Below are 16,321 nucleotides of genomic sequence, written 5' to 3' on the forward strand. Positions count from 1 at the left end.
ATTGACGGCGACACGCCGGGAAGGCCGAAAATGGTTTGCCGGGCCTGGTCGAAGTTTGTGACCCTTGCTGTGAGATGCGCTCCCTACCTGTCGCCGACCCCGGCGTTCCCGATGCCCGCAGCCCTTTCGGATACCTGTGGTGGGTGGCCCGCGCGCAGATGGGCCCGCTGCTCCTCGGCATCGCCTACGCCATCCTGTGGTGGCTCGCGATGGCCCTCGTGCCGTACGCCATGGGCAAGGGGATCGACGCCATCACGGCGAAGGACGTGCCTTCCCTGACCACCTGGGGCGGGGTGGTGCTCGCCCTGGGCATCACCCAGGCCGTCGCCGGCATCCTGCGCCACCGGATGGCCGTCTACAACTGGCTCGCCGCCGCCTACCGGACCGTCCAGGTCACCGCGAGGCAGGCGACCAGGCTGGGCGCGACCCTGCCCAAGCGCATGTCCACCGGCGAGGTCGTCAGCGTCGGCAACTCCGACATCGCCCACATCGGCAACACGATCGACATCCTCATCCGGGGCGGCGGCGCGGCCGTCGCCGTCGTCGTCGTGACCGTCATCCTGCTGAGCAGCTCGGCGCCGCTCGGCCTGATGGTGCTGGCGGGCCTGCCCGTGATGGCGGTCGCCGTCGCCCCCCTGCTCAGGCCGCTGCACCACCGCCAGAACGCCCACCGCGACCTGCAGGGCGACCTCTCCACCCGCGCCGCGGACATCGTCTCCGGCCTGCGGGTGCTGCGCGGCATCGGCGGCGAGCGGGTCTTCGCCGACCGCTACGGCGCCGAGTCCCAGCGGGTGCGGCGGGCGGGGGTGCGGGTGGCCTCGGTGGAGTCGATGCTGGAGGGCGCGCAGGTCCTGCTGCCCGGGCTGCTGGTCACCGCGGTGACCTGGCTCGGCGCGACCTTCGCGACGCGCGGCGAGATCAGCGCCGGCCAGCTCGTCGCCTTCTACGGCTACGCGGCCTTCCTCATCGCCCCCGTACGCACCCTCACCGAGGCCGCGGACAAGCTGACCAAGGGGCACGTCGCCGCCCGCAGGGTGGTGCGCATCCTCTCGCTGAGGCCGGAGGTGGAGGGCGGCACCGGCCGCTCGGAGGGCGGCCTGCTGCGCGACGTCGCCTCCGGGGTCGCCGTGCGTCCCGGCATGCTCACCGCCGTCGCGGCGGCCGTCCCCGAGGAGGCCGAGGCCATCGCCGACCGGCTCGGCCGCTACGGCGAGGGCGACGTCGACTTCGGCGACGTGTCGCTCGCGACCCTGCCGGTCTCCGAGGTGCGCCGCCGGATCCTCGTCGCCGACAACGACGCGAGACTGTTCGCCGGAGTGCTCAGGGACGAGCTCGACGTCACAGGCCGCGCCACGGACGAGGAGCTGGGCCGGGCGCTGTGGGTCGCGTGCGCCGAGGACATCGTCGAGGCGCTGCCCGGCGGCCTCGGCGGGCGCGTCGCCGAGGCGGGCCGGGAGTTCTCCGGCGGCCAGCAGCAGCGGCTCCGGCTCGCCAGGGCGCTCACCCTCGACCCGGAGGTGCTCATCCTCATCGAGCCCACCAGCGCGGTCGACGCCCACAGCGAGGCGCGCATCGCCGACCGGCTGGCCAAGGCACGCGCGGGCAGGACCACGCTGGTCTGCACGACGAGCCCGCTGGTGCTCGACCGCACCGACCACGTCGTCTACGTCGAAGGAGGCGTCGTGCGCGCCCAGGGCACGCACCGGGAGCTGCTCGCCGCCCACCCCGGTTACGCCGCCGTCGTCACCCGGGGAGAAGCGTGATGAGCAGGCAGATCCTGCCTGTCGCCGACCAGTCGCAGGTCCGCGCGTACGCCCGCAGGCTCACCCTGAAGTACCCCCGCGACCTGACCGTGGCGCTCCTCCTGCACGCCCTCGCCGCCGTCGCGGGCCTGACGGCGCCGTGGCTGCTCGGTGGCCTCGTCCAGGGCGTCCACGACGACTCGGGGATCGACGTCACCGGGGTGTCGCTCGCCATCGGCGGCTTCGTGGTCGCCCAGGCGGTGCTGGTCAGGTTCGCCGTCTACTTCTCCTCCAGGCTCGGGGAGAAGGTCCTCGCCGAGCTGCGCGAGGAGTTCGTCGGGCGGGTGCTCGGCCTGCCGCTGTCCACGGTCGAGCGCGCCGGATCCGGCGACCTGATCTCCAGGACCTCCCGCGACGTCGACTCGCTGTCGCGCACCGTGCGGCACGCCGTGCCGGAGACCCTGATCGCGCTCGTCACCTGCGTGATCACCGTCGGCGCGCTGCTGCTGGTCGGGCCGCTGCTCGCGCTGCCCTCGCTGCTCGCCGTCCCCGTCCTGTGGATCTCCACCCGCTGGTATCTCAAGCGGGCCAGAGACGGATACCTGCGAGAGAGCGCGGCGTACGCCGACATGACCGACGGCCTCGCCGAGACGGTGAACGGCGCCCGCGCCGTGGAGGCCCTGGGCCTGCAGGACCGGCGCCACCGCCGCACCGACGCCGACATCGCCGAGTCGTGGGCGGCCGAGAGATACACGATGGGGCTGCGCACGGTCTGGTTCCCCACGGTCGAGCTCGGCTACGTGATCCCGATCGTGGCGACGCTGGTCATCGGCGGCCTCTTCTACACCCGGGGCTGGGTATCGCTGGGGCAGGTCACCGCCGCCACACTGTACGTCCAGCAGCTCATCGACCCGCTCGACCGGCTACTCATGTGGATCGACGAGCTCCAGGTCGGCGGTGCCTCCATGGCCCGCCTGCTGGGCGTCGCCGAGGTGCCCGACGACCGCGAGGCCACCTCCGCCGCTCCCGAGGGCAGCGAGCTGAGGGCCGACGACGTCCGCTACGCCTACCGTGAGGGCCACGACGTGCTGCACGGCATCGACCTCACGATCAGGCCGGGGGAGCGGCTCGCCATGGTCGGCCCCTCGGGGGCGGGCAAGTCCACGCTGGGACGCCTGCTCGCGGGCATCCACGGTCCCCGCACCGGCTCGGTCGCGGTCGGCGGCGTCCCGCTCGTCGAACTCCCCCTGGACGACCTGCGCGGCCACGTCGCCCTGGTGACCCAGGAACACCACGTCTTCCGCGGCACCGTACGCGAGAACGTGCTGATCGCCAGGCCCGACGCCGACGACGCACGGGTCCGCGAGGTGCTGGAGGCCGTCGACGCCTGGGAGTGGGTCGAGGCCCTGCCCGAAGGGCTCGACACGGTCGTCGGCTCCGGCGGCGAGGCCGTCCCCGCCGCCCAGGCGCAGCAGCTCGCCCTGGCCCGGTTGGTCCTCGCCGATCCGCACACCCTCGTCCTGGACGAGGCCACCTCGCTGATCGACCCCCGCGCCGCCCGCCACCTGGAGCGCTCACTCGCCGCCGTCCTCGAAGGACGTACGGTCATCGCGATCGCCCACCGCCTCTACACGGCCCACGACGCCGACCGGGTCGCGGTGGTGGAGGACGGCCGCGTCAGCGAGCTCGGCTCGCACGACGAGCTGGTCGCGGCCGGAGGCTCGTACGCGGCACTGTGGAGCAGCTGGCACGGCACCTCCAGGTGAGAGCGTGTCCCTGCGGCTCTCACCCGGAGGTCGCGGGGACGGGTCCTTGCCACACCTTGGTGAGCGGCGGAACGCGACCGTCGGGTCGTTCCTGCCGCGCCGGAGACCTCCGCCCCCGCCAGGCGCTCCTCGGCGCTGAAGACACCGGCGTCGCAAATCGGGTCGAGCTGGACGTTGGTGGCGTTCTGGTCACGGGTGACCGCTCCGCCATAGCCGGTCATGACGATCTGGGCGTGGGGGCTGCGGCGCTTGATCTCGGTGAGGAGGCCGCTCAGGGGCTGCCTCAGTGCGGGAATTCGGTCGAGGATCGCCGTGGTGGGCGCGCTCGTGCAGTCGGCCTGGATGCACACGCCGCCATACCCGGCGAAGCCGATGTCGTTGCCGCCCCCTACCTTCCCGCTCTCTCAGGGGTAGCTCACGTAGAGGGTCTTCCACCCGCTGTCCTCCAGGCAGTGCAGCGATGGCTTGGTGCCTTCCGGGCGCTTGCCGTCGGTGCACGCTTTGGCTTCGAGCCGGTGGACATTCGGGTGGGAGAAGTCGAAGGCCAGCTTGGTCTTGCCCTTGCAGTTCCGGTAGTACTTCATGGTGGAAAGCAGGTTTCCGTCGGTGGCGAGATAGGTGATGCGGAAAAGTCCGAAGGCGCAGCGAAAGTCGCCCGCGACCTGGTTGATCACATTTCCTTTAACGTGGGCGGTGCCTACCGGCTGGAAGAGGTCGGGATGGATGTCGGTGATTTCGTAGGTGCCCTTCATCGAGGCCTCGAACTTGCCCGTGGCGAGATTGTGGTCGTACCTGAGGAACGAGCCGGATTCCGGCCAGTTGGCCGTCGCGGCCAGGCGCTGTGCGTCCGCGTGGGCGGTGACGGGCGCGGGTGCGATGATGGCCGCAGCCATGGCGAGCCCGGCAAGGAGGGGGGTGCCGATCATGGTAGGTCCTCTTTTCTATGGCTTGGGGATACGCCGATAGCCGGCCCCTACGGGCGGATGGAAAGCGTTCATGGCCGCTTCTGCTGGGTGTAGAGCCGGATTTCGATGCCGTCGGGGTCGATGACACCGCCGATCAGCCATCCCACGCTCCCTTCGGCGATGCCGGAGTGATTTACGCCGAGGGCATCCAGATGATCGGACCAGGCGTGGAGCGCTTCCACGGTTGGCACGGCCAGTGCGACCGGATCGAACCCGCCCAGGGTGGCGGCCCGCTCGGGCTCCTCGCGTAGCGCGAGCATCAGCGTCTGGTCCGTGTCGTTCAGCGCCACGCCGCGCAGCACGCCGTCCTCGACGAACTCGATCGCCACCTCAAGGCCGAGCACGCGCCGGTACCACTCCAGACTCTTGTGCACGCTCGAGACGGGCAGCTTGACATGGTGGAATCCACCCAGGGCGATCATGAACCATCTCCTTTTATAGTGATACTTTAAGGTGCCACTCTAAAGTGGTACTCTAAATGAATGGAAGACGTCAAGAGCCCCAAGCGGCGTTCGGCACAAACCAGAAGCCGTATTGTGAACGCCGCGAAAGGGCTGTTCGTGGGGCGCGGCTATGCCGGGGCGACCTTCCAGCAGATCGCCGACGCGGCCGAGGTGTCGGTGCAGACGGTTTACTTCCACTACGGGACCAAGAGCCAGCTACTCAAGTACGTGGTCGATGTCGCCTCCACCGGAGACGAGGAGCCCGTGCCGCTGCTGAAACGGCCCTGGTTCGCCGCCTTGCAGGCGGAGCAGGATCCGATGGCGGTGGTGCGGGGATGGGTGCACCATAGCGGCGTCATCCTCGACCGGGTCGCCCCCGTCCTCGCGGTAGTCCGCGACGCGGCGGCTGGCGACCCCGACATGGCCGCTCAATGGGCCGCCAACAGCGAACAGCGGCACACCGCTCACGGGGAGGTCGTCACCATCCTGGCCCGCCTGCAGGCCCTGCGGCCCGGCCTGACCGAAAGCCAGGCCACCGACATCACGGTCGGGCTGCTGTCGCCGGATCTGTTTCTGGTGATGACCCGTGAATGCGGGTGGACCACGGCGCGGTGGCAGGACTGGAGTGCCGACCAACTGTGCCACGGGCTGCTGTCACCCTGACGGTCGGGGGTGCGCGGCGTGCCGTACCGGACTCGCTCAGCGTACCGGGTGGCCTGACCGCTGCCCTGGTGCCGTGCCTGACGGTCGCGACCGGCCTTCACCGCTCGGTGGAGGCGGTGCGCCGACGACGGTGACCGGTGGCTTAGGACAAGATCGTCCGGAGGGAAACTCAGGACAGGCTCTGCTTCGGGAAGGCCCTGAGCAGAGGGCCTTCCCGAAGAGAGCTCAGGACAGAGACTTTTTCAGGAAGTCGACCTGGAGGAGCAGGAGGTTCTCCGCCACGGTCTCCTGCGGGGTCATGTGGGTCACCCCCGACAGCGGCAGCACGTTGTGCGGGCGGCCCGCGGCCAGCAGGGCGGAGGACAGGCGCAGGGTGTGCGCGGCGACCACGTTGTCGTCGGCGAGGCCGTGGATCAGCAGCAGGGGGCGGTCCAGCTTCTCGGCGTCGGCGAACAGCGACGAGGAGTCGTAGTGGCCCTCGTCGGGGTGGCCGAGGTAGCGCTCGGTGTAGCAGGTGTCGTACAGGCGCCAGTCGGTCACCGGGGCCCCGGCGACGGCCGCGTGGAACACGTCGGGGCGGCGGAGCACGGCGAGGGCGGCCAGGTAGCCGCCGAACGACCACCCCCTGATGCCGACCCGCGACAGGTCCAGGTCGTCGGGGAACCGCGCGGCGGCGCCGTGCAGGGCGTCGATCTGGTCCTCCAGGATCGGGGTGGCCAGATCGTGCAGGACGGCCCGCTCGAACTCGGGGCCGCGCCCCGGAGTGCCGCGGCCGTCGGCGACGACCACCGCGAAGCCCTGGTCGGCGAACCACTGGCTGGTCAGGTGCGCTCCGCTCGCGGCCAGCACGCGCTGGGCGTGCGGTCCGCCGTACGGGTCCATGAGGACCGGCAGCCTCGCCGAGCCCGGCACGTGCCCGGCGGGCAGGAGTACGGCGGTGGCGAGGTCGCGCTCGCCCGCCTTGATCAGGGAGACCCGCAGGTCCAGGGTGGGACGTTCGGCGTGGGAGGTGATGTGGCCGCGGGGCGTGCCGTTGTGCAGGACGCGGGTGACCGAACCCTCACTGCCGAGGGTCTGGCCGGTGATCACCAGGGTGCCGCCCGCGGTGTGGCCGCTGTAGACGCCGCCCTCGGTCGGGCTGACCAGGGTGATCTGGCCCCGCCGGTAGGCCCAGACGGCGATCTCGGTGGGCTCACCGCTCGCGCGGAAGAGCACGGTCTCGCCGTCGATGTCGAGGATCTGACGGACCTGGAGGGTGGGCGGCGTGACGGGGGAGTCGCCGACGATCAGGCGGTGGCCGCCCTCGGCGGTGGCGGCCCAGACGAGGCTGCCGTCGGACAGGTGGCCCGGAACGCCGGTGACGACGTCGACCCAGGCGGGGTCGGTGTCCTCGCGGACGAGCGTGGAGGTGCCGGTGGCGGGGTCGACGTCGAACAGCCGCATGGTCCGCTGGTCGCGCGTCATGGTGACGATCGAGAGGCCATGGGCGTCCCAGCCGGCGTTGACGAGGTATTCGTCGTCGAAGGGCACCGGGACGCGGGCCCCGTCGAGGGTGAGGACGAAGAGCTCGACCCCGGCGTTGGGCGTCCCCGCGGCGGGGTAGCGCTGCTCGGTGGCGGGGCGGGCCGGGTTGGCGGGGTCGGCGATGTGCCAGTGCTGCACCGGCGACTCGTCGGCCCGCTCGACCAGGATCGCCTCACCCGACGGCGACCACCAGTAACCCCGCATGCGGTCCATCTCCTCGGCGGCGATGAACTCGGCGAGGCCGTACGTCACCTCGGGAGACTCGGGACGGGCCAGCGCGTGGTCGACCTCGTCCTCCAGGTCCTGGATGTGGAACGCGCCGCCGGTCACGTAGCCGACGTGGACGCCGGTGGGGGACATCCGGGGGTCGATCACCGGCCCGGAGGTCGTCAGCCGCCGTATGTGCCTGGTCTTCAGATCGACGACGTAGAGGCCACCGGAGAGAGCGAAGGCGGCGACGGTCACCGCCGAGTCGGTGCTGTATCCGACGATGCCCCCGGCCTGCTCCCTGCTCCGCTCGCGGCGCGCCCGCTCCTCGGGCGGCAGGTCCTCCTCGTCGGCCGCCAGCGCGCGAGGGTCGGCGATGAGCCGTTCCGTGCCGCTGAGGACGTCGTACTCCCACAGGCAGGTCACCGGGTCGAAGCCGCTCCTGGTCCGGAGGAAGACGACGCGGTCACCGCCCGGGGCGATCGTGAAGCCGCGCGGCACCCCGAGAGTGAATCGACGGGTTCTGGCGTGCAGGCGAGGGAAGCTCTCACTCATACCAGCCATCTTGCCAGTTCCGCATCGAGTGTCTTGTTTTCCAGGGGCCGCCGGGAAGGGAATTCGGAGGTTCTGGGCGATGCCCGGCATCGATACCCTCGGACGCATGACTGATCGGCGCCTCATGCTCGTACACGCCCACCCGGACGACGAGACGATCGGCAGCGGAGCCACCATGGCCAGGTACGCCGCCGAGGGCGCGCACGTCACGCTGGTGACCTGCACGCTGGGGGAGGAGGGCGAGGTCATCCCCCCGGAGCTGGCCCACCTGACCGCCGACCGCGACGACACGCTGGGCGAGCATCGCGTCGGGGAGCTCGCCGCGGCCTGCGCGGCGCTCGGCGTCACCGACCACCGCTTCCTGGGCGGCCCCGGCCGCTGGAGGGACTCGGGCATGATGGGCGCCGCCTCCAACCACAGGGAGAACGCCTTCTGGGGGGCCGACCTGGACGAGGCGGCGGGCGAGCTCGCGAGGATCATCCGCGAGGTGCGGCCCCAAGTGCTCGTCACCTACGACGAGAACGGTTTCTACGGCCACCCCGACCACATCCAGGCCCACCGCGTCGCCTGGCGGGCCGTCGAGCTGGCCGCCGACCCGGGGTTCGGGGTGCTCTCGGGCTCCGTGACCCGCTCGGAGGGCGCTTCCGCGTCCGGGGAGGCCCCCGGTGGAGGGGGCGGGGAGGTGCCCGACGAGAGGGCCGGGGGGACGTCCGGAGAGGTGCTCGGCGGGGACGGGCCGTGGCGGGTCGCGAAGTTCTACCACACAGCCGTCCCCAGATCCGTGCTGCACAGGAGCGAGGAGGCGATGCGCGAGAGCGGCACCCCCTTTCTCGTCGAGCCGGTCGACGACCTGCCGTTCGGTTGCGCGGACGGGGACGTCACCACCGAGATCGACGCCCGCGCCCACATCGGCAGGAAGACCGAGGCGTTGCGGGCGCACGCCACCCAGATCAGCGTGAGCCCGCCCTGGTTCGCCCTGTCCAACGACGTCGGCCAGGAACTCCTCGGGGTCGAGCACTTCATCCTCCGCTCCGGTGTACGGGGTCCCGCGGGCCCGGGAGCGCCGATCGAAATGGGCGGGCTCGGCGAGCCGTACGACCGTGAGGACGATCTCTTCGCCGGGATCCACTAGCCTCGATGCTTGTGATGGAGCAGGTCCCGGCTGTGCGCGCGCCCTCGGAGACGGTTGTCGCCGTGGCGACGAACGCCGTGCTCTTCGTGCTCGGGCTGCTGCTGGGTGTTCTGGGAGGCTTCCAGCACTCCTGGTACATCAGGCCCGTCCCGGTCTCCGCCGTCGTCTGCCTCGCCCTGCTGTTCGCGATCCCCTACGGGGCCGGCCGGATGACGCACGGCAAGTCCGCGGCCGTGGCGTTCGTGGCGGGCTGGGCGCTGATCACCATGATCTGGATCTCCGGACGGCCGGAGGGCGACCTGGTCATCGCCAACGACCTGTCCGGTTACCTTTACCTCTACGGAGGGCTCGCGGCGGTCACGGTGGGGATCATGCTCTCGCCGTCGGCCACCCTGGGCGGGACGTGGCCGCCCACCTCGGACGGCTACCGTTCCGGTCCCGAGTCCGCGCCGATACCGTCGGATTCCCCGCCTCCGTCCGGTTCCCCGCCCGGTTCTCCGCCCTCGCCCGCGACGTCCGACCCGGGGATTCCGCCGGGCCCGGCTCAGTCCGGCGCGGTCGCGTCCGGCTCGGCCCGGTCCGGTGCGGTGCCGCCCGACTCGGTCGTGCCCGGTTCCGTGCAGCCCGACCGGACCGGGCCGGATCAGACCCCGCCCGGCCGGGTCCCTCCCGGCTCCCAGACCCCACCCGCACCACCGGGCACGTCCGCTCCCTGACGCGGCCCCCGCTCGGCGTCCCGGGGCGTCTGTCGCTCGCCGCCCCGATGGCGGACAATCCGGGTATGCGGCGGTTACATCGAGTACGGCGAACCCTCAACTACATCAACCTGTCCACACCGCTGGGGCTGCTCCTGGCGCGCGTCGGCCGCGCCCGGGTGACGCCCGGGCCCGACGGGCTGCTCCTGGCGTACGGCTACCGCTTCGGGTTCCCGATCGCCTCGGCGTTCACCGTGGGGAACGTGGTGCTGACCAAGCACCCGGAGGGCTTCCTCGCCGGTGCCCTGCTCAAGCATGAGGACCGGCACGCCTCCCAGTACATGTGCTGCGTGGGCCTGCCGATGCTCCCGCTCTACGTCGTCGCGGTGGTCGTCTCCATGATGATCTGCGGAAACCAGGCTTCGTGGAACCTTTTCGAGCGGCTGGCGAACCTGGAGGACGGCAACTACGTCCGAAGGTCGCCCTGGTGGCGTAACACCAGATCCCCACAAAAGGAATGAATCCCGCTGTGGGGGGATCTACAAGGGGTGAGCTGTCGATGACCGAAGGGGGCCGCCCATGTCACAGACCTCCCACCCAGCAACCGCCTCCCACCTGCCCGCGGAATTCGACGGCCTCGTCGCGGTGCCTCCATGGCGTCCCGGATGGTCGGCCCGCTTCACCGCGCGACCGGCGCGAGCCCTCAGGAAACTGGGCCGCACCGCCGGCCGGGCGGTGCGGGATCGCCCCTCAGGACCGCGTACGGCCATCGCCGAGGCGGCATCCCGTTCCTCCGTGCTCTCCGCTCCCTCGACGGCCCCCTCGTTGGCTCTCTCGCCGGCTTTCTCGACGGGAACCTCGACGGGGGCGGAGTTCCCCGTACGGTTCGGGACCTCCGTGCGACCCGCGCCTCCCGTACCGCCCGCGCCGCCGAGGCGGCCGGAGCCCCTGCCGAGACGGTCGTGGCCGGATGGCTTCAGGGACCGGCTGACCTCGCCGATCCCGACGTTCCAGGAGTTGCTGGCGGTCGCCTGGCACGGCACGCTCCGGCCCGATGTCGGGGACGCGGACCGCATCCCGGTCCACAGGAACGGGCTCCCACGGCCGACGGGGACCGAGGCGGTCGTCACCTGGGTGGGACACGCGACGTACGTGGTGCAGATCGGCGGGCTCACCATTCTCACGGACCCGGTCTGGGCGAGGAAGATCGTCGGTGTCCACCGACCCCGCCTCACCCCGCCCGGCGTCGCGTGGGCGGACCTGCCCAGGATCGACGCCGTGGTGATCAGCCACAACCACTACGACCACCTGGACGCGTGGACGGTGCGGCGGTTGCCGCGCAGCACGCCCGTCCTCGTACCGGCCGGGCTCAGGTCCTGGTTCACCCGGCGCGGATTCCGTGACGTCACCGAGCTCGACTGGTGGGAGAGCACCCGGGTGGGGGACGTCCGCTTCGACTTCGTCCCCGCCCACCACTGGAGCCGCCGGTCGATCTGGGACACCTGCAAGACCCTCTGGGGCGGCTGGGTGATCGCCTCCGACGACCAGACGATCTACTTCGCCGGGGACAGCGCGTACGGTGAGCGCTTCGCGCAGATCGGCGCCCGCTACCCGGACGGCATCGACCTGGCTCTGATGCCGGTGGGGGCGTTCGAGCCCCGCTGGTTCATGCAGGCCGCGCACGTCGATCCTGAGCAGGCCGTGCGGGCGTGCCAGGACGTGGGGGCGCGCCGGATGGCGACCATGCACTGGGGCACGTTCGTCCTGTCGGGGGAGTCGCTCCTCGCGCCGGTGGAGGAGGCGAGGGTGGCCTGGGCACAGGCCGGACGTGACCGCGCCGACCTGTGGGACCTCGCCGTCGGCGAGTCCCGCGTCCTGACGCCCTGACAGCGCCTCGGGGAGGCGGGAGGAACGGGGATCCGGGCCGCGAGGGCTCGCCCCGCGCCCAGAAGCGGCCCGGAAGCGGCCCGGAAGCGGCCCGGAAGCGGCCCGGAAGCGGCCCGGAAGCGGCCCGGAAGCGGCCCGGAAGCGGCCCGGAAGCGGCCGTCAGGGGTCCCGGAGGCGCAGCCCTCGCCTCTCAGGGGCCACGCCTCGGGGACCGAGCGTCAGGGGATGAGCGTCAGGGTGTGGGTGGCCGCCTTCTTGACGGCCTCCTGGCCGGCGAGCATGGGGGTGGTCTCGCCGCGCGCCCACAGTGGCGCCTGGTCCCAGTAGTTGTCGTGGAACGCGTGGCCGGAGGCGCCGGTCAGGTTGATCCATCGGGACTTGTCCGGGTTCGCCAGGTCCACCACCATCCGCATGGACGGCAGCCAGCTCACCGCGTAACCGTCCCGCACGTCCCACCCCGCGGCGTTGACGGCGTCGTCGCTGCCCGCGACCGGGAACGGACCCCGGTTGAACAGCCACTCGATCGGGCCGATCCCCGAGGTGCCGAAGGTCTGGTGGACGAGCTCCAGGGAGTGCAGGTCGCCCCAGCGCCAGTCCTTGACGTCCGGGCCGAGCAGGCCGTTCAGCTCGTCGTAGGCCCTCGCCATCGCCCGTCGCAGCATGTCGTCGCGGGTCTCGGCGCGTGGGGTGGTCGTGTCGTCCCAGAACGCCTCGTCCGGCTTGTCGAGCATGACCCGTACGACCTCGAACCAGCGGTCGCCGCCCTGGGGCCAGGCGCCCTCGGGGAGATCGTCGTTGAAGGTCTCGATGAGCAGGTGCCGCCAGACGGCGTTGAAGTACATCGCGGGAGCCGAGTCCGCGCCCTGCCCGTGGTCCCAGTCGCGCAGCAGCTCGCGGGCGTCCTTGGCGGGCCCGGCCATCTCGACGTCGAGCAGCCTGGGCACCAGGAAGCGGGCGAGGCCGTTGTCGCTGTCCTGCTGCAACGCGCTCATCGCCGCCACGTCCACCTTGCCGTCGTCCTTCAGCGCCTCGCGGAGGCGCTGAAGGATGCGCTGGGAGCGGTATCCGTACGCCCAGTCCTTGGTGAGGTTGTACGGATATCGGGCGGGGTCGATGACCGCGTTGTTGGCGGTCACGATGTAGCCCTCCGGCGGGTTGTAGAGGCTGGGCAGCTCGTTGAAGGGGATCGTCGACTGCCAGGCGTACTCACCGGTCCAGCCGGGCACCGGCCAGGTGCCGTCGCCGCGGGTCCGCACCGGGATCCGCCCGGGGGCCTGGTAGCCGATGTTGCCCTCGGTGTCGGCGTAGATCAGGTTCTGCGCGGGCACCTCGAACCTGCTCGCCGCCGCCCTGAACTCCTGCCAGTCCTGCGCGACGTTCAGCGAGAAGATAGCGTCGGCGGTCCTGCCGGGCTCCAGGGCGGTCCACTTGAGCGCGACCGCGTCGCCTTTCTCCTCGAAGACCGCGTCCATGCCGGGCAGCGTGTTCTTCGCGCTCTCCAGGACGTCGGAGATGATCGGCCCGTGCATGGTGTCGCGCACCGTGAGCCGTACGTCGTCGCCCCCGGCCACCTTGATCGTCTCGGTCCTGATGGTCATCGGCTTCCACTCGCCCATGAGCAGGTACGAATCGTCCTTGATCCGCTCCAGGTAGAGGTCGGCGACGTCCGGGCCGAGGTTGGTGAAGCCCCATGCGATCTTGTCGTTGCGGCCGATGACCACGCCGGGTACACCGGAGAAGGTGAATCCGGTGACGTCGAACGGGCACTCGGGGCTCTTGACGCGGCAGTGCAGCCCGGCCTGGTACCAGACCGAGGGCATGCCCGGCCCCAGATGGGGGTCGTTGGCGAGGATCGGTTTGCCCGACTCGGTGTGCTCGCCGCCGACCACCCAGGAGTTCGAGCCGATGCCCCTGCCGCCCGCCGGGTCGCCCATCAGGCTCGGCACCGCGCGGATGGCCTCGGCGGCCCGGGTGAGCGCCCCGGTGGCGGGCGCCACCCCCGACGGCTCGGGCTCGGCCGTCTTCGGCTCCTCGTCCTGGCGGAACCCGCGCTCGCCGACCGAGCCCCGGGTGACGATCGGCTGGTTGGTCTCGTACGGGTAGTCGGGCCAGAGCTGCTCCACCCGGCCGCGCGGCAGCTTGCTCGCCGCGAGCGCCCGGCCGATCTCGTCGGTCATGTTGGAGCGCAGGTCCCAGGCCATCGCCTTGAGCCAGGCGAGCGAGTCGGCCGGGGTCCACGGCTCGGGCCGGTAGTCCGGGCTGGTCGCCCGCAACAGCACGTACTCCAGGCTCTTGTCGGCGAAGCCGTCGTTCCGCTTCATCCAGGCGTTCACCCCGCCCGCGTAGGCGTCCAGGTAGCGCCGGGTTCGCTCGTCGAGCAGGGGGAGTTCCTTCTCGGCCACCTTCCGCCAGCCCATGGTCCTGATGACCCTGTCCTCGGTCAGCGTCGCCGAGCCGAACATCTCCGAGAGCCGTCCCGCGGTGACGTGGCGGCGGAAGTCCATCTCGAAGAAACGGTCCTGGGCGTGGACGTAGCCCTGGGAGAGAAAGAGATCTTCTGGGGAGTCTGCGTATATGTGCGGGATGCCCGTCTTATCGCGATATACGGTGACTTTTCCCTTCAAGCCGTCCACCTTGAGCTCGCCTTCGAGCTGCGGGAAGGACGCTCGTACGCTCCATACGCCCGCTCCGGCGAGCAGCAGCCCGAGCACCAGAAGAACGGTGAGCACCCGCGCCAGCCACGTGAGTGGGCGGGGCATCCAGGCGTACGGGCGGAACCTCACAAAAACCTCCTAGGCGACATGCTTCCGCAAGTGTGGCACCACCCCCATGGGGTCGGCACCGACGTCAGGGCGAAGATGCGCGTATGAGACTTTTGCTACCGACCTGGTCAACGCCCACGGCACGGTGGCCGCGAGCCGTCTGACCCGGTTCCGCTCGTACGACCCGAGCCCTCAGAGGCGGGCCGGGACGCCGGTCAGATCGGGCCGATCCCCCAGTGGTGGACGGCGCGGTCGCCGGGGGCGAGCCTGATGACGTCCTCACCGCTGCGGAAGGCGTTCGGCGGGCAGGTCATCGGCTCCACCGCGAGCCCCAGACGGCGGTGACCCTCCGGCAGGGTGTCACCGGTGTAGAGCTGGAGCCACTCGATCCCCTCGCCTGCCCACAGCTCGACCCCGGTCCCGTCGGGGGCCGCCAGCGTGACCCGCACCCGGCCGTCGGCGCCGCGCTCCAGACCGGTGAACGCGGTGTCGAGCTCCGTCCCGCCGATCGGGCGGGGGACCCTGAAGTCGTACTCGGTGCCCTCGACGTCGTGGCGGCCGGTGGGGATCTTGCGGTCGTTCACCGCGATCCACTGGGCCGCGGGGAGCTCCAGGAGGGCATCGTCCAAAGCGCAGAGGGTGCCCAGGGACAGGTAGGGATGAGCCCCGAAGCCGTACGGCGCGTCGGTGGCGCCGACGTTCTCCACGCTCACCTCGACCTCCAGGCCGGCCGAGCCCAGCGCGTACCGGACGGAGAAGTCAAGGACGTGCGGGTAGCCGAGCTGGGGGAACAGCCGCATCCCCAGTCGGATCGAGCTGTCGTCGTGGAAGAGGACCGTCCAGGGGAACGACCGGGAGAAGCCGTGGATCGCGTTGCCGATCTTGGGCTCGCTCAGCGCGAGCTGCCGCTCCTCGCCGTCGAACGTGTAGCGGCCGTCCTCGACCCTGTTCGGCCAGGGAAGCAGCGGCAGCCCCGCCCCGCCGAGCGGGGGCTCGTCCTCGGGAAAATCGATGACGAGCGGACGGCCGTCCAGGGTGAGACTCCGTAGTCCTGCTCCGAGCTCGGTGACGACGGCCTGGAAACCGCCGTCCGAGATGGTGTGTTGGGCCCCTGTGGGCGCGATGTTTTTCACCCGGCAATTCAACACCTCCTGCTGCCGCCCCCCATCCACCAACCACCGCGCGGCTGAAAGAGAATGATGACCGGAAACGGCCCCCACGGGTCACTTGCTTTCCTCTAATCGCTCCTTGTGCGCGCGTGGAGAGATATCCCCAGCCTCGAAACCGGATGCTCCGTTGGTTGAGGACGTGGCGGCGCTGCTCCTTCAGGATCGTGCCGCCGCGCCGGGCTGTTAGGTGAGTTCGAACCAGACAACGGTTCCTATGAGGTCGCGGTGGAAGCCCCAGCGGGTGGCGAGGTCGTTGACGAGGAGGAGTCCTCGGCCGCCGGTGGCATTGGGTCGGGGATTTCCGGTGTGGGGATCCGGGTGAAGCCGGGGTCCTGGACGGTGACGATGACGCCGCGCAAGGTGAAGGCCACCGTGACGACAAACTCCCGTGGCCGGTCGACCGGTGTGACGTCCGCGCTTCCGGCGTTCGAGGTTCCGGTGTCGGCGGGTTCGGTGCTGGTCAGTCCGCTGGAGTGTTCGATGGCGTTGGTGGCGAGTTCGCTGGTCAGGAGCACGGCGTCGTCGCGGAGCGGGTGATCGTCGCCGAGGATCTCGGCGACGAAGTTCCGTGCGGGCCTGACCTGGTCGGTGGTGGCCGTGAACCGCTGGGAGATGACGGGAGCGTGGTTCGGCGTCGTCGACCAGCCGGGTATCCGGCCCGGGTCCGGCGACCAGAGCGCGGCCGGGTGAGCCGGTCGGGTGGCGTCGCCGGTCGTGGTCCGGAATCGGTCGGCGAGCACGCCGACGAGGACGGACAACAGTCGTACGGTCATCCCGGTCACCTCCCTTGCTCGTGTTGTTCGGAGTGGGG

General features: G+C 70.8%; 12 protein-coding genes and 1 pseudogene. 7 read left to right on the forward strand and 6 right to left on the reverse strand.

The features are described from left to right. Positions 1 to 74 precede the first annotated feature (74 nt). Entirely contained in the window at positions 75 to 1,763 is a 1,689-nt protein-coding gene (locus AB0B96_RS15190) for an ABC transporter ATP-binding protein (RefSeq protein ID WP_362898999.1), read from the forward strand. Beyond that, positions 1,763 to 3,508 carry an ABC transporter ATP-binding protein gene (locus AB0B96_RS15195; RefSeq protein WP_362899001.1) on the forward strand — a complete coding sequence of 582 codons (1,746 nt, stop codon included), beginning with the start codon at positions 1,763 to 1,765 and terminating at the stop codon, positions 3,506 to 3,508. The genes AB0B96_RS15190 and AB0B96_RS15195 overlap by 1 nt, the downstream gene beginning before the upstream one ends. 404 nt (positions 3,509 to 3,912) lie before the next feature. Here AB0B96_RS15195 and AB0B96_RS15200 read toward each other — a convergent pair whose 3' ends face one another. Then, complete coding sequence (locus tag AB0B96_RS15200) at positions 3,913 to 4,434, reverse strand: hypothetical protein (RefSeq protein WP_362899003.1); 522 nt, start codon at positions 4,432 to 4,434, stop codon at positions 3,913 to 3,915. Positions 4,435 to 4,502: 68 nt separating this feature from the next. Beyond that, positions 4,503 to 4,895 carry a VOC family protein gene (locus AB0B96_RS15205; protein WP_362899005.1) on the reverse strand — a complete coding sequence of 131 codons (393 nt, stop codon included), beginning with the start codon at positions 4,893 to 4,895 and terminating at the stop codon, positions 4,503 to 4,505. 60 nt (positions 4,896 to 4,955) lie between these two features. Between AB0B96_RS15205 and AB0B96_RS15210 the strand changes: the two genes are divergently transcribed. Further along, a complete protein-coding gene (locus AB0B96_RS15210; protein ID WP_362899007.1) occupies positions 4,956 to 5,579 on the forward strand; it encodes a TetR/AcrR family transcriptional regulator in 624 nt (207 codons plus the stop codon). Between the two features lie 225 nt (positions 5,580 to 5,804). Here AB0B96_RS15210 and AB0B96_RS15215 read toward each other — a convergent pair whose 3' ends face one another. Continuing rightward, on the reverse strand, positions 5,805 to 7,865 hold the full coding sequence (locus AB0B96_RS15215; RefSeq protein ID WP_362899009.1) for a prolyl oligopeptidase family serine peptidase: 2,061 nt from the start codon (positions 7,863 to 7,865) through the stop codon (positions 5,805 to 5,807). 106 nt (positions 7,866 to 7,971) lie between these two features. On the opposite strand from AB0B96_RS15215, the pseudogene mshB reads away from it, so the two are divergent. From mshB to AB0B96_RS15235, 4 genes and pseudogenes are all read left to right on the forward strand, one after another. Further along, positions 7,972 to 8,463: pseudogene (mshB, locus tag AB0B96_RS15220) on the forward strand (N-acetyl-1-D-myo-inositol-2-amino-2-deoxy-alpha-D-glucopyranoside deacetylase); the annotation flags it as partial. Positions 8,464 to 9,002: 539 nt separating this feature from the next. Continuing rightward, on the forward strand, positions 9,003 to 9,713 hold the full coding sequence (locus AB0B96_RS15225; RefSeq protein ID WP_362899011.1) for a DUF6113 family protein: 711 nt from the start codon (positions 9,003 to 9,005) through the stop codon (positions 9,711 to 9,713). Positions 9,714 to 9,778: 65 nt separating this feature from the next. After that, complete coding sequence (locus AB0B96_RS15230) at positions 9,779 to 10,213, forward strand: hypothetical protein (protein WP_362899013.1); 435 nt, start codon at positions 9,779 to 9,781, stop codon at positions 10,211 to 10,213. Positions 10,214 to 10,271: 58 nt separating this feature from the next. Beyond that, the gene (locus AB0B96_RS15235) at positions 10,272 to 11,579 is read left to right on the forward strand and encodes an MBL fold metallo-hydrolase (RefSeq protein ID WP_362899015.1); all 1,308 of its coding nucleotides are present in this window, start codon (positions 10,272 to 10,274) and stop codon (positions 11,577 to 11,579) included. Positions 11,580 to 11,797: 218 nt separating this feature from the next. Here AB0B96_RS15235 and AB0B96_RS15240 read toward each other — a convergent pair whose 3' ends face one another. The 3 genes from AB0B96_RS15240 to AB0B96_RS15250 form a co-directional block, all read right to left on the reverse strand. Continuing rightward, complete coding sequence (locus AB0B96_RS15240) at positions 11,798 to 14,338, reverse strand: penicillin acylase family protein (RefSeq protein WP_362899200.1); 2,541 nt, start codon at positions 14,336 to 14,338, stop codon at positions 11,798 to 11,800. A gap of 218 nt (positions 14,339 to 14,556) precedes the next feature. Next, positions 14,557 to 15,474 carry an aldose 1-epimerase family protein gene (locus AB0B96_RS15245; protein ID WP_362899017.1) on the reverse strand — a complete coding sequence of 306 codons (918 nt, stop codon included), beginning with the start codon at positions 15,472 to 15,474 and terminating at the stop codon, positions 14,557 to 14,559. 248 nt (positions 15,475 to 15,722) lie between these two features. Further along, positions 15,723 to 16,283 carry a hypothetical protein gene (locus AB0B96_RS15250; protein WP_362899019.1) on the reverse strand — a complete coding sequence of 187 codons (561 nt, stop codon included), beginning with the start codon at positions 16,281 to 16,283 and terminating at the stop codon, positions 15,723 to 15,725. Positions 16,284 to 16,321: the final 38 nt, after the last annotated feature.

The sequence above is a fragment of the Streptosporangium sp. NPDC049046 genome (assembly GCF_040649155.1).
In the GTDB taxonomy this organism is placed as follows: Bacteria; Actinomycetota; Actinomycetes; order Streptosporangiales; family Streptosporangiaceae; genus Streptosporangium.

Bases quoted from the DNA above. Each gene is read 5' to 3' on its own strand.
- AB0B96_RS15190 (WP_362898999.1), top strand. From the start codon at position 75: ATGCGCTCCCTACCTGTCGCCGACCCCGGCGTTCCCGATGCCCGCAGC.
- AB0B96_RS15195 (WP_362899001.1), top strand. From the start codon at position 1,763: ATGAGCAGGCAGATCCTGCCTGTCGCCGACCAGTCGCAGGTCCGCGCG.
- AB0B96_RS15200 (WP_362899003.1), bottom strand. From the start codon at position 4,434: ATGATCGGCACCCCCCTCCTTGCCGGGCTCGCCATGGCTGCGGCCATC.
- AB0B96_RS15205 (WP_362899005.1), bottom strand. From the start codon at position 4,895: ATGATCGCCCTGGGTGGATTCCACCATGTCAAGCTGCCCGTCTCGAGC.
- AB0B96_RS15210 (WP_362899007.1), top strand. From the start codon at position 4,956: ATGGAAGACGTCAAGAGCCCCAAGCGGCGTTCGGCACAAACCAGAAGC.
- AB0B96_RS15215 (WP_362899009.1), bottom strand. From the start codon at position 7,865: ATGAGTGAGAGCTTCCCTCGCCTGCACGCCAGAACCCGTCGATTCACT.
- AB0B96_RS15225 (WP_362899011.1), top strand. From the start codon at position 9,003: ATGCTTGTGATGGAGCAGGTCCCGGCTGTGCGCGCGCCCTCGGAGACG.
- AB0B96_RS15230 (WP_362899013.1), top strand. From the start codon at position 9,779: ATGCGGCGGTTACATCGAGTACGGCGAACCCTCAACTACATCAACCTG.
- AB0B96_RS15235 (WP_362899015.1), top strand. From the start codon at position 10,272: ATGTCACAGACCTCCCACCCAGCAACCGCCTCCCACCTGCCCGCGGAA.
- AB0B96_RS15240 (WP_362899200.1), bottom strand. From the start codon at position 14,338: ATGCCCCGCCCACTCACGTGGCTGGCGCGGGTGCTCACCGTTCTTCTG.
- AB0B96_RS15250 (WP_362899019.1), bottom strand. From the start codon at position 16,283: ATGACCGTACGACTGTTGTCCGTCCTCGTCGGCGTGCTCGCCGACCGA.